14 protein-coding genes, 2 tRNA genes and 1 riboswitch are annotated in these 15,541 nt (G+C 74.2%); of the genes, 4 read left to right on the top strand and 12 right to left on the bottom strand.

Annotation, left to right across the window (positions count from 1 at the left end):
- Nucleotides 1–251 precede the first annotated feature (251 nt).
- The 3 genes from ACWDBE_RS11925 to ACWDBE_RS11915 form a co-directional block, all read right to left on the bottom strand.
- On the bottom strand, nucleotides 252–818 hold the full coding sequence (locus ACWDBE_RS11925; protein ID WP_449807891.1) for a TetR/AcrR family transcriptional regulator: 567 nt from the start codon (nucleotides 816–818) through the stop codon (nucleotides 252–254).
- 126 nt (nucleotides 819–944) lie between these two features.
- Nucleotides 945–1,826: an alpha/beta fold hydrolase gene (locus tag ACWDBE_RS11920; protein ID WP_449807890.1), complete on the bottom strand. Its 882-nt coding sequence runs from the start codon at nucleotides 1,824–1,826 to the stop codon at nucleotides 945–947.
- A gap of 75 nt (nucleotides 1,827–1,901) precedes the next feature.
- Nucleotides 1,902–2,192 (bottom strand): YiaA/YiaB family inner membrane protein, encoded by a 291-nt coding sequence (locus ACWDBE_RS11915; protein ID WP_449788079.1) that lies wholly within the window; start codon nucleotides 2,190–2,192, stop codon nucleotides 1,902–1,904.
- Nucleotides 2,193–2,389: 197 nt separating this feature from the next.
- A riboswitch (cyclic di-AMP (ydaO/yuaA leader) is annotated at nucleotides 2,390–2,548 on the top strand.
- 12 nt (nucleotides 2,549–2,560) lie between these two features.
- Between ACWDBE_RS11915 and ACWDBE_RS11910 the strand changes: the two genes are divergently transcribed.
- Nucleotides 2,561–3,409 carry a M23 family metallopeptidase gene (locus tag ACWDBE_RS11910; protein ID WP_449788080.1) on the top strand — a complete coding sequence of 283 codons (849 nt, stop codon included), beginning with the start codon at nucleotides 2,561–2,563 and terminating at the stop codon, nucleotides 3,407–3,409.
- Between the two features lie 59 nt (nucleotides 3,410–3,468).
- Here ACWDBE_RS11910 and ACWDBE_RS11905 read toward each other — a convergent pair whose 3' ends face one another.
- Nucleotides 3,469–4,344 carry a hypothetical protein gene (locus tag ACWDBE_RS11905; protein ID WP_449788081.1) on the bottom strand — a complete coding sequence of 292 codons (876 nt, stop codon included), beginning with the start codon at nucleotides 4,342–4,344 and terminating at the stop codon, nucleotides 3,469–3,471.
- A gap of 42 nt (nucleotides 4,345–4,386) precedes the next feature.
- Here ACWDBE_RS11905 and ACWDBE_RS11900 point away from each other — a divergent pair, with 42 nt between their 5' ends.
- The 3 genes from ACWDBE_RS11900 to ACWDBE_RS11890 all read left to right on the top strand — a co-directional run bounded on the left by ACWDBE_RS11900 (nucleotide 4,387) and on the right by ACWDBE_RS11890 (nucleotide 6,531).
- Nucleotides 4,387–4,974, top strand: coding sequence for a GNAT family N-acetyltransferase (locus tag ACWDBE_RS11900; protein WP_449788082.1), 588 nt, complete (start codon nucleotides 4,387–4,389; stop codon nucleotides 4,972–4,974).
- A 113-nt stretch (nucleotides 4,975–5,087) separates the two neighbouring features.
- The gene (locus tag ACWDBE_RS11895; RefSeq protein ID WP_449807889.1) at nucleotides 5,088–5,828 is read left to right on the top strand and encodes a sensor domain-containing protein; all 741 of its coding nucleotides are present in this window, start codon (nucleotides 5,088–5,090) and stop codon (nucleotides 5,826–5,828) included.
- Nucleotides 5,829–6,078: 250 nt separating this feature from the next.
- Nucleotides 6,079–6,531 carry a GNAT family N-acetyltransferase gene (locus tag ACWDBE_RS11890; RefSeq protein WP_449788084.1) on the top strand — a complete coding sequence of 151 codons (453 nt, stop codon included), beginning with the start codon at nucleotides 6,079–6,081 and terminating at the stop codon, nucleotides 6,529–6,531.
- Here ACWDBE_RS11890 and ACWDBE_RS11885 read toward each other — a convergent pair.
- The 8 genes from ACWDBE_RS11885 to ACWDBE_RS11850 form a co-directional block, all read right to left on the bottom strand.
- Nucleotides 6,528–7,676: a hypothetical protein gene (locus ACWDBE_RS11885; RefSeq protein WP_449807888.1), complete on the bottom strand. Its 1,149-nt coding sequence runs from the start codon at nucleotides 7,674–7,676 to the stop codon at nucleotides 6,528–6,530. The two genes, ACWDBE_RS11890 and ACWDBE_RS11885, sit on opposite strands and share 4 nt — an antisense overlap.
- A gap of 478 nt (nucleotides 7,677–8,154) precedes the next feature.
- A complete protein-coding gene (locus tag ACWDBE_RS11880) occupies nucleotides 8,155–8,943 on the bottom strand; it encodes a hypothetical protein (RefSeq protein WP_449788086.1) in 789 nt (262 codons plus the stop codon).
- A gap of 196 nt (nucleotides 8,944–9,139) precedes the next feature.
- Nucleotides 9,140–9,213 (bottom strand) — tRNA-Met (locus ACWDBE_RS11875).
- A 50-nt stretch (nucleotides 9,214–9,263) separates the two neighbouring features.
- Entirely contained in the window at nucleotides 9,264–10,592 is a 1,329-nt protein-coding gene (locus tag ACWDBE_RS11870; protein WP_449807887.1) for a PrsW family intramembrane metalloprotease, read from the bottom strand.
- A 115-nt stretch (nucleotides 10,593–10,707) separates the two neighbouring features.
- Complete coding sequence (gene trmB, locus ACWDBE_RS11865) at nucleotides 10,708–11,538, bottom strand: tRNA (guanosine(46)-N7)-methyltransferase TrmB (protein ID WP_449788088.1); 831 nt, start codon at nucleotides 11,536–11,538, stop codon at nucleotides 10,708–10,710.
- A gap of 206 nt (nucleotides 11,539–11,744) precedes the next feature.
- The gene (locus ACWDBE_RS11860) at nucleotides 11,745–13,322 is read right to left on the bottom strand and encodes a TROVE domain-containing protein (RefSeq protein ID WP_449788089.1); all 1,578 of its coding nucleotides are present in this window, start codon (nucleotides 13,320–13,322) and stop codon (nucleotides 11,745–11,747) included.
- A 427-nt stretch (nucleotides 13,323–13,749) separates the two neighbouring features.
- A tRNA-OTHER gene (locus ACWDBE_RS11855) sits at nucleotides 13,750–13,813 on the bottom strand.
- Nucleotides 13,814–13,941: 128 nt separating this feature from the next.
- Complete coding sequence (locus tag ACWDBE_RS11850) at nucleotides 13,942–15,369, bottom strand: MFS transporter (RefSeq protein WP_402415666.1); 1,428 nt, start codon at nucleotides 15,367–15,369, stop codon at nucleotides 13,942–13,944.
- Between the last annotated feature and the right edge of the window lie 172 nt (nucleotides 15,370–15,541).

Here is a 15,541-nt window from a genome sequence, read left to right as displayed (position 1 = left end):
TGATGATCCTACGAAGGTGTGAACGGATCTCGCCAAGTGACCGGATCTCGTCAATATCGAGTCAATTCGGCGGCAATCGGCACTCGTTCGACCCCGATCCCACCGCCTGACGAGGGCCCGGACCTGCCCGACCGGCACCGGCGGGCAGCGTCGGAATCGAGCCGGGTGGCCGGATCGCGTTCCACGATGTGTGGGGTCTGTGCTCACGCTGTTCGGAAGGGGCGCGGCCGGGCCGCTCCGGCGCCGGGCCGCTACGCGGGCCAGGCGCGCAGGCCGGTGGTGAGGGTGGCGACGAGGCGGTCGTGGGTGGTGGTGAGGTCCTCGGCGAGCTGGAAGGCACCGGCGGTGGTGAGCGAGGCGAAGCCGTGGGCGAGGGAGCGGACGGTGCGGGCGGCGTGGATCGCCTCGGAGCCGTCGAGGCCGTACTCCCGCAGGACGGCGACGATCACGCCGACGAGCCGGGCGGCCGCGCGGGCCAGGTCGTCGTCCGGCTGCGGGGCCTGGGGGAGGGCGGTGTAGCGGTGCGGGTACTCGGTGGCGTACGCGTGGTAGGCGCGCAGCACGGCGGCGACGGCGTCGTCCCCGCTGCGTCCGACGGCCGCCTCGGCCAGTCGGTCGGCCAGTTCCCCGGTGACCCGGACGGCGATCAGCCGCCGCAGTTCGGCGAGGCCGCCGCTGACGTGCTTGTACAGCGAGGGGGCGGCGACCCCGGCCCGGGCGGCGACGGAGGCCAGGGTGAGGGCCTCGGCGCCCTGCTCGTCGATGAGGGCGAGGGCGTGGTCGACGACCTGGTCGGGGGTCAGTCCTACGCGGGGCATGGGTTCGGGCTCTCCGTACGGGTCGAAGTCGGGTGACGTCGGGCGCTGCCGGGCGGGTGCCGGTGACGTCGGCGGGGCGGGCAGGGGCAGGCAGGGGCAGGGTCGGGCGGGGGCCGGCGGCGGCGCTCAGCCGAGTTCGGCGAGGAACGGCAGCAGGGCGTCCGCGGTGGCCGCCGGGTTGTCGGCCATCGGGTAGTGCCCGGACCCCTCGATCATCGCCTTCCGCGCGCCGAGCGCGGCGGCCTGCCGGTCGGCGACGAGTTCCGGCTTCGGGAAGTCGGGGTCCTTGTCGCCCATGACCACCAGCGCCGGGCACCGCACCGCGGCCGTCCAGCCGACCGGCGCCGAGTCGCCGTGGACGTACCCGCGGGTGGCGGTCTTCCGTCCCGGCGTGCGCAGCGCGGCGACCAGCCCGTCCACGTACGCGTCGAAGTCGGCGGGCTTGGCGCCGGGGAAGGCCATCCGGCGCAGGTAGAAGCCCCAGGAGGCCGGCCAGTGGACGAGGGCGGGGCCCATCAGGGCCATGACGCCGCGCATCAGGGCGCCCGGCCGCGGGCTCTCGACGAAGGCGTCGATCAGGACGATCCCGGCGACCCGCTCGGGCGCGTCCCCGGCGGCCTTCACGACCGTCGCCCCGGTGTACGAGTTGCCGGCGAGGACGGCGCGCTCGATGCCGAGGTGGTCGAGCAGGGCGAGGACGTCGTCGGCGATGGCGGCCGGGCTGTAGTCGTCCCAGCTGATCGAGGATTCGCCGAAGCCCCGCAGGTCCATGGTGACGACGCGGTGGCCGGCGGCGACCAGCAGCGGGCGCAGGTGCCGGTACGCGGCCCGGCTGTCGAGCATGCCCGGGAGCAGGACGACGGGGGTGCCGTCGCCCTGCCGGGTGTCGTCGAAGGCGATCCGGCCGCCGGGAACGCTCAGGTACTGGGTGCTCGGAGTGATGGTGCCGTTCACGGGGTCCTCCTCGGGCCGCGGGTGCTGGGCATCGGCGGTACTGCCGATAGCCATAAAGCTAAGGCTAATAGCCTTAGCCGTCAAGCGGTCGGCGGGCCGGGGGGAAGGGGCGCGGTCGGACGGGTGCGGTCAGACCCCTTCCACCTTGAACGGGTCGTGCTCGCTGAGCAGCTTCTCCAGCCGGGCCTGGTCCACCCGGGTGACCATCTCGTTGGACTCCTGCCGGTCCCGGACCACCTTCGCCAGCGTGAACGCGGAGGTGACGGTGTAGAGGAGGCCGATCCCGAGGAAGGCCCGGGTCCACCCGCCGACCGGCAGGTAGGCGATCCCGGCGGCGAGGGCGATGCCCGACAGGGCGAAGGAGAGGACGGCCTGGATGTGGTACGCGGCCGTGGTGCGGGTCTGCATCGGTGCGCTCATGGCGTCAGGATGCGGCCGCCCGGCCGGGCCGCACATGAGTAGGGGTACTCAGATGGGGCCGTGCGTGAGGGGTCGTTCGTTGACGTCCGTTCACCTGCGATCGGGCGGCCCGAAACGGATGGCTTGGAATCAGAGCCTCCTAGGATTAACGTTTGATAACGCAGCGCGGTTGTCAACGCCGTACCCAGACGGCACCGTGCGCGCCGTCGCCTAATCCCGCCGACCCGCCCCCGGGCAGGTCAGGGAGCCGGGGAACCACGTTCCTTGGGGTGAATCGGCGGGGCTCCGGCCCGGCCGTAGGAGACCTTCCTGCTCCGAACCCGTCAGCTAACCCGGTAGGCGCGAAGGAAGGAAAGGAGCGCGCCTCCGTGGCGTCGACGCACACCCCGGCACACCCGGCCGGCCCCGCAGCCGGTACCCAGCTCCTCGACCACCCCGGCCCGGACGGCCCCGAGGCCTTCGGCCCGGAGGCGTTCGCCGCGGAGGCCGACACCAACCGCCACCGGATGCCGCGTCAGACCCGCGGGGCCTCCCCGCTGCTCGGCGTCACCGCCGTCGCCGCCACGCTGGGCGCCACCGGCTTCGCCTCGGCGACCCCGGCCGCCGCCCCCGCCGTCGAGGTCCCGGACGAGACCCCGGTCGCCCTCTCCGCCGACCCCGGCCTCGCGCTCGCCGCCCGCATCCAGCACCAGGCCGACAGCCAGCGCACCGCCGCCGAGGAGACCGCCCGGCTGCAGGCCGCCCAGGAGGCGGAAGCCAAGGCCGCCGCCAAGGAGGCCGAGGCCAAGCGCGCCGCAGAGGAGGCCGAGCGGGCCAAGGCCGCCGCCCTCACCCTCCCGGTGAACGACTACCGGCTCTCCGCCCACTACGGCCAGAGCGCCCGCTACTGGGCCAACCTGCACACCGGCCTGGACTTCGCCGCCGACACCGGCACCCCCGTCCACGCGCTCGGCCAGGGCACCATCACCTCGGCCGGCTGGGCCGGCTCGTACGGCTACCGGATCGTCGAGACCCTGCCCGACGGCACCGAGATCTGGTACTGCCACCTCTCCTCGATCACCAAGGGCTCCGGCAACGTCGCCACCGGCCAGCAGATCGGCAAGGTCGGCGCGACCGGCAACGTCACCGGCCCCCACCTGCACATGGAGGTCCGCCCCGGCGGCGGCGCCCCGGTCGACCCGGAGCCCTGGCTCCAGCAGCGCGGCCTCAACCCCTGACGCACGCCCACCGACGCACCCGCGGGAGGCCCCTGGACCGGGGCCTCCCGCGCCGCGTCTCACTCCTCGACGGGCAGCTGCGCCAGGTACGCGTCGATCTCCTCCGGGCCCGGCTCCGGCGCCAGCTCCGGGAACTCCGTCACCAGCAGCCGCGGCAGCCCCGGCACCGTCCAGGCGCCGAACAGGTCGAGCGCCGCGTCCACCGCCGCCTCCTCGAACCTCCCGAAGTCCCCGGCCAACTCGTCCGGCATCGGCCGGCCCAGCGCGGTCAGCCGCGCCAGGTTGCGGTAGCTGCGCCGCATCAGGCCCTGCTCCAGCAGCCGACGCGCGCCGTCCGTGGCCATGCCCACCGAGAGCACCCGGCCCGGGCCCCAGCCCCGCTCGTCCGGCTCGTCCAGCCAGCCGGCCGACGCCAGCGCCTCGAACGCCGCCAGCCGCTCCTCCTCGGCGAACTCCCCGAAGCCGGCCAGCCACTCCCGCACCGCCTCCGGGTCCGTGACGTCCGCCCCGTGCGCGTGCAGCAGCAGCGCGTACAGCCGGGGCCAGGTCACCAGGTCGGCGCGGCGCAGCAGCCCGGCCGCGACCTCCCCCTGCCACTCGGCCTCCTCGTGCAGCCGCTCCTGGCGCTTGGCGTTCAGCCGGCGGGCCGCCCGCTGGTGGTCGACCAGCAGCCGGACGGCGTCGCCGTAGGCGAGCGGGTCCTCCTCGGGCGCGGGTTGGACGTACAGGTGGAGCCGCTCGTGGAGCAGGTGCTCCACCGCGTCGGAGGTCAGTTCGGGCCAGCCGTCGTGCATCCTGCCCTCGCCCAGCTCCAGCAGCGCCAGCACCGCGCGCAGCGGCCCCTCGGCCACCGGCGCGCGGTCCTGCTCGGCCGCCCAGGCGAGCAGGTCGGCGGCCTTGGTGCGCGGGGCGAGCCGCAGGTCTTCGTCGTTCATAGTCCGAACGGTAGCCGCCGGGCGGGGATAGGGTCGGCAGCCATGGTCCCCGTACGACTCACCGGCCCGCGACTGGCCGTCCGCGAGTACCACCACACCGAGGGCGACGTGGACGCGCTGCACGCGCTGTTCGGCGACCCGGAGGTCACCCGGTACCTGCCCTTCGGGCCGAGCGACCGGGAGGACTGCGCCGACCAGGTCGAGCTCTACCTGGAGGAGGCGATGGCCGAGGAGCGGGACACCTACCGGCTCGCCGTCACCAGGCTCGCCGACGCCGAGGAGCCGGACGACGCGACGCCGATCGGGCAGGCCTCGCTCACCCTCGAAGGGCACCGCGCCGCCTGGCTCGGGTGCGTGCTGGCCCGCGGGTGCTGGGGCCTCGGCTACGCGGGCGAGACCGTCGGCCTGCTCTGCGACCTCGCCTTCGGTCCGCTGGGCCTGCACCGGCTGGCCGCCCGGGTCGCCGTGGCCAACACGGCCTCCGTCAAGGTGCTCACCGGGCTGGGCTTCCGACTGGAGGGGCGGCTGCGGCACGACGTGTTCGAGGACGGCGTCTGGTCCGACTCCTACCTCTACTCGCTGCTCGCCGACGAGTGGCGCGGCCCGGCCGTCCGGACGGAGGGGGGTTAACCCCACCCCGGATCCGCCAGGCCTCCGGATCCCAGCCGGCCGGCGCGTCCACCAGACTGGACCTCGTCAGCGGGACGAACGACCGACAGTACGAGGGGCCGGGGGCCGGGAGCATGAGCAGCAGCCGCAGCATGGAGGACCGGGGTTGGGACGTCCCGGGCGGTTACGGTGACGACCCGCGCCCCGTCCGGGCCCGGTGGACCGAGCGGCGGCCGGCCCTGTGGCGGGCGCCGTTCTCGGCCTACTACTACCGCGAGGTCGGCTTCGCGCTCAGCGGCCTGCCGTTGGCGATCGCCGGGTTCGCCTCCTCGATCACCCTGCTGTGCCTCGGCCTCGGCACCTTCGCCACCGTCATCGGCCTGCCCGTCCTGGGCGCGCTGACCGGCCTCGCCCGCGGCTTCGGCCGGCTGGAACGGGCCCGGGTGCGCGGCATGCTGGCCCTGGACGTCCCCGGCCCGGAGCCGGTGCGCCAGGTCCGCCCGGGCGGCTGGGGCGCCGTCACCGCACGGCTGGCGGACCGGGCCGGCTGGAAGGCCGTGCTGTACCAGGTGGTGATGTTCCCCTGGGCGGTGTTCAGCTTCTCGATGACGCTGGTGTTCCTGGTGCTCGGCTGGGCCCTGACGCTCTACCCGCTGTACCACTGGGTCTTCCCGACCTACACCCCCTGGAACGGGTACCGGCTGTTCGACTTCACCGACGACGAGGGCGTCCGGCACGTGTACGAGGTCCAGGCGCCGTGGCAGATCGCCGGGCTCGCGGTCCTCGGGCTGGTGCTGGTCTTCCTCACCACCCAGCTGGTCCGCGGCCTGACCAACGTCAACCGGGCCGCCGCCCAGGGCCTGCTCGGCCGCTGACCGCCCAGGCCCCGCCCGGTTCCCCGGCCACACCCGCCCAGGCCCCGCCCGCACCCCGGACGCTTCCGGAGGCGGCCGGGGCCGCCGCGTGTCCGGATGACCGGGTGGCCGCCGCCGGCATTCCCCCCGCTCCCTCGGACGTCCTGGCCGCCGAGGCGCGCGAGCCGGGCTGCCGACCGCCGCCGCCGGGCGGCCCGACGACCAGGTTATGTAATAGTCATTAGTGCGGAGCGCCCCTATACTTGCCCGCATGACCGAGACGACGATCCGGCGGGCCGACGAGACCGACGCCGACCGGCTCACCGACCTGATCCAGGCTTCCTCCGCCTACCACGGCGAGTACGCGCCGATGGTCGACGGCTACCGGGTGACACCCGAGTACATCGCCGGCCACGAGGTGTTCCTCGCCACCGACCCGGCCACCGACCGGCTGCTCGGCTTCTACGGGCTGATCCGCGAACCGGCCGAGCTTGACCTGATGTTCGTCGCCGACGAGGCCCAGGGGCGCGGCACCGGCCGCGAACTGATCGCCCACATGCTGGAGCAGGCCCGCGCGGCCGGGGTCACCAGCGTGCGCGTGGTCTCCCATCCGCGCGCCGAGCACTTCTACCTGCGGGTGGGCGCCGAACGCGTCGGCACCTTCCCCGCGCGCGGGAGGATCACCTGGGACCGGCCCGAACTGCGCTTCACCGTCGGCTCCTAGGAGGCGGCCTCGGCGGACGGCCCGCCCGGCCGGTCCGGCACCGCCGGTACGGCCTGCGCGGCCGGCGGCGCCGACTGCTGCTCCGGCAGGACGGCCGCCGCCGGGAGCCGGGAGAGGATCTTCTCCGCCAGCCAGCTGCGGTCCGACCCGTACGGAATGCCCCGCGGGTCGACCAGCTGCCGCGCCACCGCGTCCCGCAGCCGCTGCGCCCCGGCGGCGGGCAGCCGGGACAGCAGTCCCCGGGCGGCCAGCAGCGCGTGGTACTGCTCGAAGTCGGAGCGCGGGTGCTCGATCGCGTCCAGCACGCTCCGCAGGTCCGCCAGCGCCGGATCGCCCTGCATCAGCGCGAGCGCCTGGATCCGCCGGCCCTCGGAGCCGTCCGCGAAGAGGGCCCGCACCTGCTCGGCGGTCAGCGCCGAGCGCCGCGCGGTCGAGCGGACCTCCGCCACCACGCCCTCCGGGCCGGCCGGCGTGCCGGAGGCGGGCGGCAGCTGCCCGGCCAGCGCGGCCGGGCGCTGCGTGGTACCGCCCAGCAGTCCGAGCTGCTGCATCGCGCGGACCCGCAGGTCGTCCGCGCCCACCTTGTCGCCGTGCCGGTCGCGGTCCTGTCCGGCGAGGAAGAGGTCCAGCGCCTGGTCGGTCTCGGTCAGCGCCTGGGGAAGCGCCAGCCGGGTCACCAGCCAGCCGGCCAGGAAGCCGAAGACCAGGAAGTACAGCACCAGCGCCGCCGCGAACGGCACCGCCGCCTCGCCCCCGCCGAGCACGGGCGCCAGCGCCGTACCGAGGTCGTGCAGCCGCTCGCCGAGCGAGCCGAGCTGGGTCAGCCCGACGCCCAGCAGCACTTTGGTCAGCCAGTCCGAGACCTGCTCCAAATTGGTGTTCGGCGCGTACGAGCCCGGCGGTTCCTCGGAGCCGGCGCCGCCGCGCACCCGGGGCACCCCGAACAGGAAGCCCAGCCCGCCGCCCAGCGCGACCGAGGCCCCGATCACCACCAGCCCGCCGCCGAGCGCCTGCCAGAGGTGCTCCCGGCCGAGCGCGAACAGCAGCAGCCCGACCAGCCCCGTCCCGGCCAGCGCCCCGGCGGCGCCCCACCGCGCCTTCCGCAGCACGGTCGCCCCGCCGCCCAGCCGTCGCGCCTTCGCCATCGCCTACCCCCTGTGTCCGCGCCGCTCCGCCCCGGAATCCGGGCCGACTCTAGCGCCGCGGCGCCGCAGCCGCGGCCACGCCCCTGGTGGCTCCCGGCCGCATCCCGGGCAGCCCCGCCGGCCACGCCCCGGGCTGACCCCGGACACGCCGCGGGGAGCCTCCGGAACCGATGCCGGAAGCTCCCCGGGAACGCAGACGGCCCGCGGGCTGCTCCTCCGCGCCGGCCCGTGCACTGGCCAGGCGCCGAGGCACCGGGGATGTACCGGTGAGCCCGCGGGCCGGGTGACTGCTTGGATTTCGCCTGCCGGAGGCCGAGGGCCTCACCCTGCGCAGGCAGGGGCGGCTCTAGCGAGCAGCCACCTCACGCATCCTGATGTAACTCAACTCAGGATCACCTCCCTTCAGTGTGCTGCCAGCGTAGGCAGCACCCCGGTCGGAGGGCAACGGATTTATTTCGCGGGTTGCCGCGGCCGTCGCTCAGGCGCTCTTGAGCTGGTCCTTGAACTTGGTGAAGTCGACCGTGTTGTCGGGCGACGGGACCTGGATGGTCAGCGGCTTGTCGAAGTCGCTGAAGTCCATCTTGCCGTTGCCGTCCTCGCCGCCGGAGTGCTCGACCCGCACCGGGTAGGGCTTGCCCTCGGTGGCGATCTGCATGGTCGAGACCCCGCCCTTGGGGTCGGTGGACTTCAGGCTGAAGGTCTTCACGCCGTTGACCTCGCCGGCGGAGCCCTTCTCGGCCTTCTCGTTGGTGCTCTTGTCCTCGGTGATCTTCTTGCTGAACTCGGCCAGGTTGCAGACGCTGGTGAGGGAGCCCATCGACGGGTCGTTCTCGAAGCCGGTCAGGTAGCGGCCCTTGAACAGCTCGGCGGCCTTGGCGCCGTTCGGGCCGCCCACGTTGGTCCAGAAGGCGGTGTCCGGCTTGACGTAGGAGGTCTTGCCGTCGCTGATGATCTCGAACTTGCCCATGCCCGGCATCGCCATGGTGCCGGTGCACTGGCTCTTGTTGTCCAGCGACAGGTTCATCTCCATCTTGCCCTCGCCGGCGTCGATGGTGCCGGCCATCTTGAGGGAGGTCGCGGAGGCCAGGGCGTCCTTGGCCTGCTTCATGATGTCCTGGGCGCTGAGCTTGTCGGTGTCGAGCTTCTTCGAGGCGCCCGCCTTGGCGTCGCCGCCCTTCCCGTCGCTCTTCTCACTACCGCACGCGGCGGTGCCGGCGGCCAGGACGAGGCAGATCGCGGCGGTGCTGACCAGTCGCTTCGACAGCATGAGGTGATTCCTGTCCGGGGCGGCCCGAACAGCCCGCCCCAAATGTGATGAATTTTTCATCAGTATGGTTCAGGCCTCCGACAGCGGATCATGGGATCGGCCGCTGTTACAGCTTCGTGGCAGGACCGTGTTCTGCCCGTACCCGGAAACGCGGAAGGCCCGGAGGACGAATCCTCCGGGCCTTCCGGCTACTGAGTAGCGGGGACAGGATTTGAACCTGCGACCTCTGGGTTATGAGCCCAGCGAGCTACCGAGCTGCTCCACCCCGCGTCGGTGAACACAACGATACGGGGAAGTCGCCGAGATGGGAAATCGGTTCCTCAGGACGCCCCGCTGCCCGGCACCCGGCCGGGCAGCGGATGCCGGGCCGTGCGGCATCTCGCCCAGGCCGCGAAGCAGACCAGCGCGGCGAAGCAGGGCACCATCAGGGCCCCGTACACCACCAGGAAGCCGTCCGTACCGAGGTCGGCGGCGGCGTTCCAGGTGCCGTGCAGCGCCATCGCCAGCAGCAGCCCGGCCGGCGCCGCCAACCGAGCCAGCCAGCGCCGCGCGGTGGTGAGGGCGACGGCCAGGCCGATACCGGTGAGCGCGGTGAACAGCGGGTGCGCGAAGGGGGAGAGCAGGGCGCGCAGCACGAAGGTCTGCACGGTGCTGTCGAAGTCGCGCAGGCTGGGCGGGTCGCCGAGGCCGATGCTGTCCAGCCGCTGGCGCTGGTCGCTGGTGAAGGCCCGGCCCAGGTAGAGGGCGTTCTCGGTGAAGGCGAAGCCGCAGGCGGCCATCCCGCCGAGCACCATCCCGGCGGCCAGGGTGCGCGGTCGGGAGCGCTGGTGCGGCCCGCCGGAGGGCGGGGCGGGGCGCAGGTAGGGCAGCGGCCGCAGGTACGGGCGCAGCCGCAGCCGGCCGCGGGCGTGCGGTCCGACCGGGTGGCGCGGGTACGGGCGCGGGCTCCGGGGCGCTGGCGACCGGCGCAGCAGCGGCGCGCAGGGGCGCCCGGTGTGGCGGCCGCGGCAGCGCAGCCGCTGGCCGAGCGGGAGCAGGAGCACCAGGAGGGCGGTGGCCTTGGCGGTCTCCTCGATCACCGGGGTGGCGATCCCGGCGCCGAGCAGCTCCCCGAACGGGCCCCGGTGCCGGGTCACGTAGCTCGCCGTCCAGTTGTTGGCGAGGATCGCGACGGTGGTGGCCGCGCAGGCGCCCCAACCGAGGCAGAACACGGTGTGCCGCAGTGGCACCCGCGCGGTGAGGTTGAGCCAGGCCAGGCCGCCGAGGACGAACGGCAGCGGCACCATCGCCAGGCCCAGGCCGACCAGCAGGCCGACCGTGCCGGTCTGCCGCTGGACCAGGTGGAGGATCAGTACCCCGCAGCCGATCAGGGTCAGCACGGTGGTCGCGGTGACGGAGGAGAGCGCCATCGAGCGGCCGCGGCCCGGCGGGGCCCCGGCCGGCCTCCGGCGCCGTTCCCCCGGGCCGAAGGCCGGGACCGGTCCGGCGGCGGCACCCGGCCGGGACAGCAGGCGGTGGGCCCGGCGCCTCCGGGGCCCCGGGATGGTCCGGGTGCCGCCGGTGCTCGGGACCGTCTCCGGTGCGTCGGCGGCGGCGCTGACCGTCGTCCGGCCGTTCGTCCGGAACCCGCCGCCGGACGGGCTGCCCATGCGGCACAGGGTAGGCCACGGTGGCGGCCCGTCGGGAGGAATCGGGCCGGGCCGGCCGTCCCCGGCCGGCCCGAACGGCCGCCGCACGGGCGCCCGTTCGAACGGCGCCGGTGGGTCAGCGGCGGCGGAACAGCAGGTCGTGGACGACGTGGCCCTTGGCGATCCCGGCCCGTTCGAACTTGGTGACCGGACGCCAGTCCGGCCGCGGGGCGTAGCCGGGGATGCTGCCGTCCGGGTGGTCCGCGGGCTCCAGCCAGCCGGTCCCGTCACCCTCGGGGTGCAGGTTCTCCAGCTCCGGGGAGTCGGACAGCACGGCCAGCATCTGCTCGGCGTACGGCTCCCAGTCGGTGGCGCAGTGCACCAGGGCGCCCGGGGCGAGCCGGGGCAGCACCAGGTCGAGGAAGGCGGGCTGGACCAGCCGGCGCTTGTGGTGCTTCGGCTTGGGCCACGGGTCGGCGAAGTAGACCCGCAGACCGGCCAGTGAGGCGTCCGGGAGCATGTCGCGCAGCAGGATCACCGCGTCGCCGGCGGCCGTCCGGACGTTCCGGGAACCGTCGCGCTCCAGCAGGCCGAGCAGGTTGCCGTGGCCGGGGGTGTGCACGTCGGCGGCGAGGATGCCCATGTCCGGGTCGGCGGCGGCCATCGCGGCGGTGGTCTCGCCCATGCCGAAGCCGATCTCCAGGGTCACCGGCAGGCCGCCGAACAGCTCCGGCAGGTCCAGCGGGGTGCCGTCGATGGGTATGCCGTACGTCTCCCAGCTCCGGTCCAGGGCGCTCGCCTGGGCGTTGGTCATCCGGCCCCGGCGCGGCTGGAAGCTGCGGATGCGACGCTCGCGGTGCTGGGCCTCGGTGGCCTTGTGCGGGTACATCGGCGCGGGGTAGGCGGCCGGCGCGGCGGACAGCCGGGCGGACGGCGAGGGCTGGGGGATCGGGGCGGTGGCAGTCACAATCACCCGAGTCTACGGGGCTGTCGGGGCGCTCCGGCGGGGCCTGTGACCGGGCTCATCCGCCCGAGCGCCGGGGCCGGCCGCCGCTTCCCGTCGCCCGGTCCGGCCGCTGCTTCCCGCCGCCCGGTCCGGCCGCCGCCGCTCCGGCCTCGGGAGAGAGGGGGAGCCGTCCCCTTCGGTGACTCCCCCCTCTCCCCGGCGTTCCGCTACTCCTCCCAGGGCCAGCGGGCGTTCGCCCCGGCCTCCAGGAGGGGGATCAGCCGGAAGGCCGCGTCGCTCAGGCCGCCGAAGGTGTGCCGGTGGGCGCCGCCGCTGGGGCCGTGGCCGGTGGCGTAGCCCGCCAGGTTCCAGGTGTAGACGGGCACGTGGGCCGGGACGGCGGCGAGCGGGTCGCCGCCCCGGTGGTTCGGGCCGGTCTGCTCGTCGGTGACGATCACCACCCGGTCGTGGCCGCGGTAGTGGGTGCGGACGGCGTCGGCGGTGTTGGTGCCGCCGAGGTCGGAGAAACGGTCCAGCACCCGCAGCACCGCCTCGCCCCGGCCCACCTCGACCACCCGGCTGGTGGTGCCGAACTCGACCAGGTCCGCCTCGGCGGCCCGGACCTTCAGCGCGGTGCCGAAGATCGCCGCCGAGTCGGCCCGGTTGAGCTCGGTCGGCCCGCCGGAGCGGTCGAACATCGATCCGGAGCGGTCCACCAGGACCAGTGTCCGGCCGGGCAGTTCGGGCACGTTGGCCAGCGAGTGGCCGAGCGCGGTCTCCAGCGCGTGCCCCCAGCGCAGTGAGGTCACGTTGCGGTGCGCGGCCAGGTACCGGAACGGGAACTGGCGCGAGCGCCGCACCTCGCCCCCGTCGGAGATCCGCCGGGCCACCTCGGCCGCGACGGCGTCCGAGATCCCGGCCCGGTCGAAGTTGCGCAGGTTCCGCACCAGCGCCATCGGTCCCATCGAGGGGATGACCGCCTCCCAGACCGCGGCGTCCAGCGGCCCCTGCAGCCAACCCGCCAGCGCCTCCCAGGTCAGCCCGGCGGCGGCCAGCCGCTCGGCGCCGCCCTCGGCGGTCACCGCCGCCCGGCGTTCCTCGACGGGCAGCGCGAGCAGCGCCCGGTTGGCGGTCAGCATCCGGTCGGCGGCCGGCGGGACGGCCTCCTCCGGCCGGTGGCGGCGGTCCAGCGCGTACGCGAACAGGGCGCCCTGCCACTCCTTCCCGGGGGCCGGCGAGGGGTGGGTCAGCTCGATCACGTCGCCGAAGCGATAGCCCTTGCCCGCGGTGTCGTACTTGAGCAGCGCGCGGGCGTCGTACAGGTGCCGGACGGCGTCGGCGACGCCGCGCTTGAGCGGCTTGGGCAGCGCCCGGCCGTAGCGCGAGGTCCAGTAGGCGAGCAGCTCGCCGGGCTCGTCGGCGCGCCGCAGCACCGCCGCGACGGCCTGCCGGGAGTGGCCGTGGGCGCCCGCGTCCAGCCGGGCCCGGGTGAACTCGGCGGCGCCGACCAGGGCGGCGGTGCGCATCTGGGCGCCGTGGCGCAGCCAGCGCAGCAGCCCGAGGGTCCACTCCGGCTCGGTGACGGCGAGTTCGCGCACCAGCGCGGTGTAGCGGTCGTCGCGTTCGCCGCCGCGCTCGTGGAAGGTGTCCTGGCCGACCATGTTGGCCACCGCGAGCAGGAAGAGCTCGGACTTGCGGTCCCGGACGAATCCGGTGCCGCCGTTGTGGTTGACGGTGCGCAGGCCGGTGGTGGCCACCGGCGAGCTCGGACTCGCCTTGGTCCTGCGGAAGTTGAACCTGGACATGCGGCAGCCCCCTCGGCCTGCTGGTGTCAGTGGGGAGGGAGGCATGCCGCGGCCAGGGGTGCCCGAGTTCGTGCCGGCCGCGGGCGGCCGACATCGGCGGAGGTGTATGCCTTGTGCTCTGTCCGATTTGAGCCGGCGGCCGCGCTCGCGCACGGCACGCCCGGGACTCGAACCCGGAACCGCAAGATCCGAAGTAACCCCCGCCTGCGCACCGGGCACTCCGGAACGCGTTGCCTCCCGAGATCAAGGATGGCGGCGGTGTTTCGCGGGCTCGAACCGCGGCGTCCTGCGGACGCCTCACCAAGAAGTAACCGCGGCCGTCGCACCGGGAGGTGCGGAATCTGTTCACGTGTAGGTGTCCAGAGATCGAAGGCGGCTGAGGTGACGAAGCTGCTCTGGCCGACTGAGCTACACCGGCACGGAGCACCGATGACGGGATTCGAACCCGCGACCTGCCCATTTGGAGTGGAAGTAACCTCTGCCTGCGCACCTGGACGGGAGAAACCCTAGCCAGGCCCCTCCCGCCGCCGCACTCCATTTACCGTCGGGATCCACCGGCGGGCCCGGATCGTGGCACCGGGCCCGCACGCCAGGCCCGCACACCGGGCGCGGGCGCCGCTCAGGCCGGAGCGACGATCACCGCCCGGGCCCGCTCGGTCAACTCCCTTACCCGGCGTTCACCTTGGAAGGGCTCCAGCCGCCGCAGCATCTCCACCACGTACTCCCTGCTGCGCTGCGAGGAGATCCGGCCGGCCACCTCGACGGCGCGTTCGCCGGCGGCGACCGCGGCGTCCAGGTTGCCCGCCTCCGCCTCGGCCATCGCCGAGACCACCAGCCGCAGGCCGTGCGAGCGGACGAAGCCCTCGGTGGGCGTGGCCAGCGCCTCGCGGGTGAACTGCCGGACCTTGGAGGGCACTCCGAGGTCGCGGAAGCACTCGGCGGCGTCGGCGGCGAGCCGGTCGTAGGCGTAGAAGTCGATCCACGCGGGATCGGGGTCCCCGGCGCGCGCCCGTTCGAGAGCGCTCTCCGCCGCGCCGAGCGCCGTCGCACACGCCGCCGCGTTGCGTGCCTTGGCCTGGGCCCTGGCCTCCACCAGGTGGAAGAAGCTCATGGTGCGGGCGGTGGCCAGGCCCCGGTTGCGCTCCAGCGCGGCCTGGGCGAGGTCCACCGCCTCCTCGGCGAAACCCCGGTAGCCCGCCTGGAGGCTCATCGACGCCAGCACGTAGCCGCCGAGCGGCACGTCGGCGGCGGCCCGGGCGAGCCGCAGCGCCTGGATGTAGTAGCGCTGGGCGGCCTCGTGCTGCCCGGTGTCGAAGGCCATCCAACCGGCCAGTCTGGTCAGTTCGGCGGTCGCGCCGAACAGCGCCCGGCCGACGGCGTCGCTGTACGAGGCGAGCAGCAGCGGCGCCGCCTCCACCCGCAGGCACTCCGGCACCATCGACGAACGCCAGTCCCCGCCGCCGTACTTGGAGTCCCAGCGGCGGGCCTCCTGGGCGGCCTCGCGGAGCTTGGCGGCGTCCGAGTGGCCGACCCGGTAGGAGGAGGTGTCGGTGGGGGAGCGCGGGACCTCGCGGGCCACCGAGCCGTCCGCCGGGTTGATCAGCCAGCGGGAGACGGGGGTCGCGTAGGCGGCGACCGAGAAGGTGCCGGCCAGGCTGTCGCTCCAGCGGCCGCCGCCGGGGCCCCGGCGCAGGTCGAGGTCGACCCGCCACAGGTCGGTCGCGGAGCGGACCGCGTCGGCGACCTCGCGCGGGAAGGCCAGGCCGAGTTCGGGCGCCGGGTCGGTGTCGCCCAGGCCGATCTCCTCCAGCGGGACGGGCCGGCCGAGCTTGCCGCCGATCGCGGTGGCGATCAGGTGCGGGACGGGCCCCTGCGGCACCATGCCCTTGCTGACCCAGCGGGCCACCGAGGTCTTGTCGTACCGCAGGGTCAACCCGCGTTGGGCGCCGAGGTCGTTGACCCTGCGGGCCAGCCCGGCGTTGCTGATCTGGGCGAGGGTCAGGAGCGTGCCGAGCCGTTCGTTCGGTCCACGTGGGCTGACGGTCATGGTGGCGGCTGCACCTCCTGCGGCCTTGTGCGCGGGGCCCGGGCGGCACCGGGTCGTAGCTGCAGTACCTAGCGTAGTCGGACGCGTTCCGACGGTTAAGAGGTCGCATTCCGGATGGCGGGATCGCGCACTCGGCGGTGCCGCACCGGAGTTGGTCCGGACCACTCGGATC

Source organism: Kitasatospora sp. NPDC001132 (genome assembly GCF_053598415.1).
Note: the sequence above shows the minus strand (reverse complement) of the source record. Positions and strands in the feature narration are given on the sequence as shown.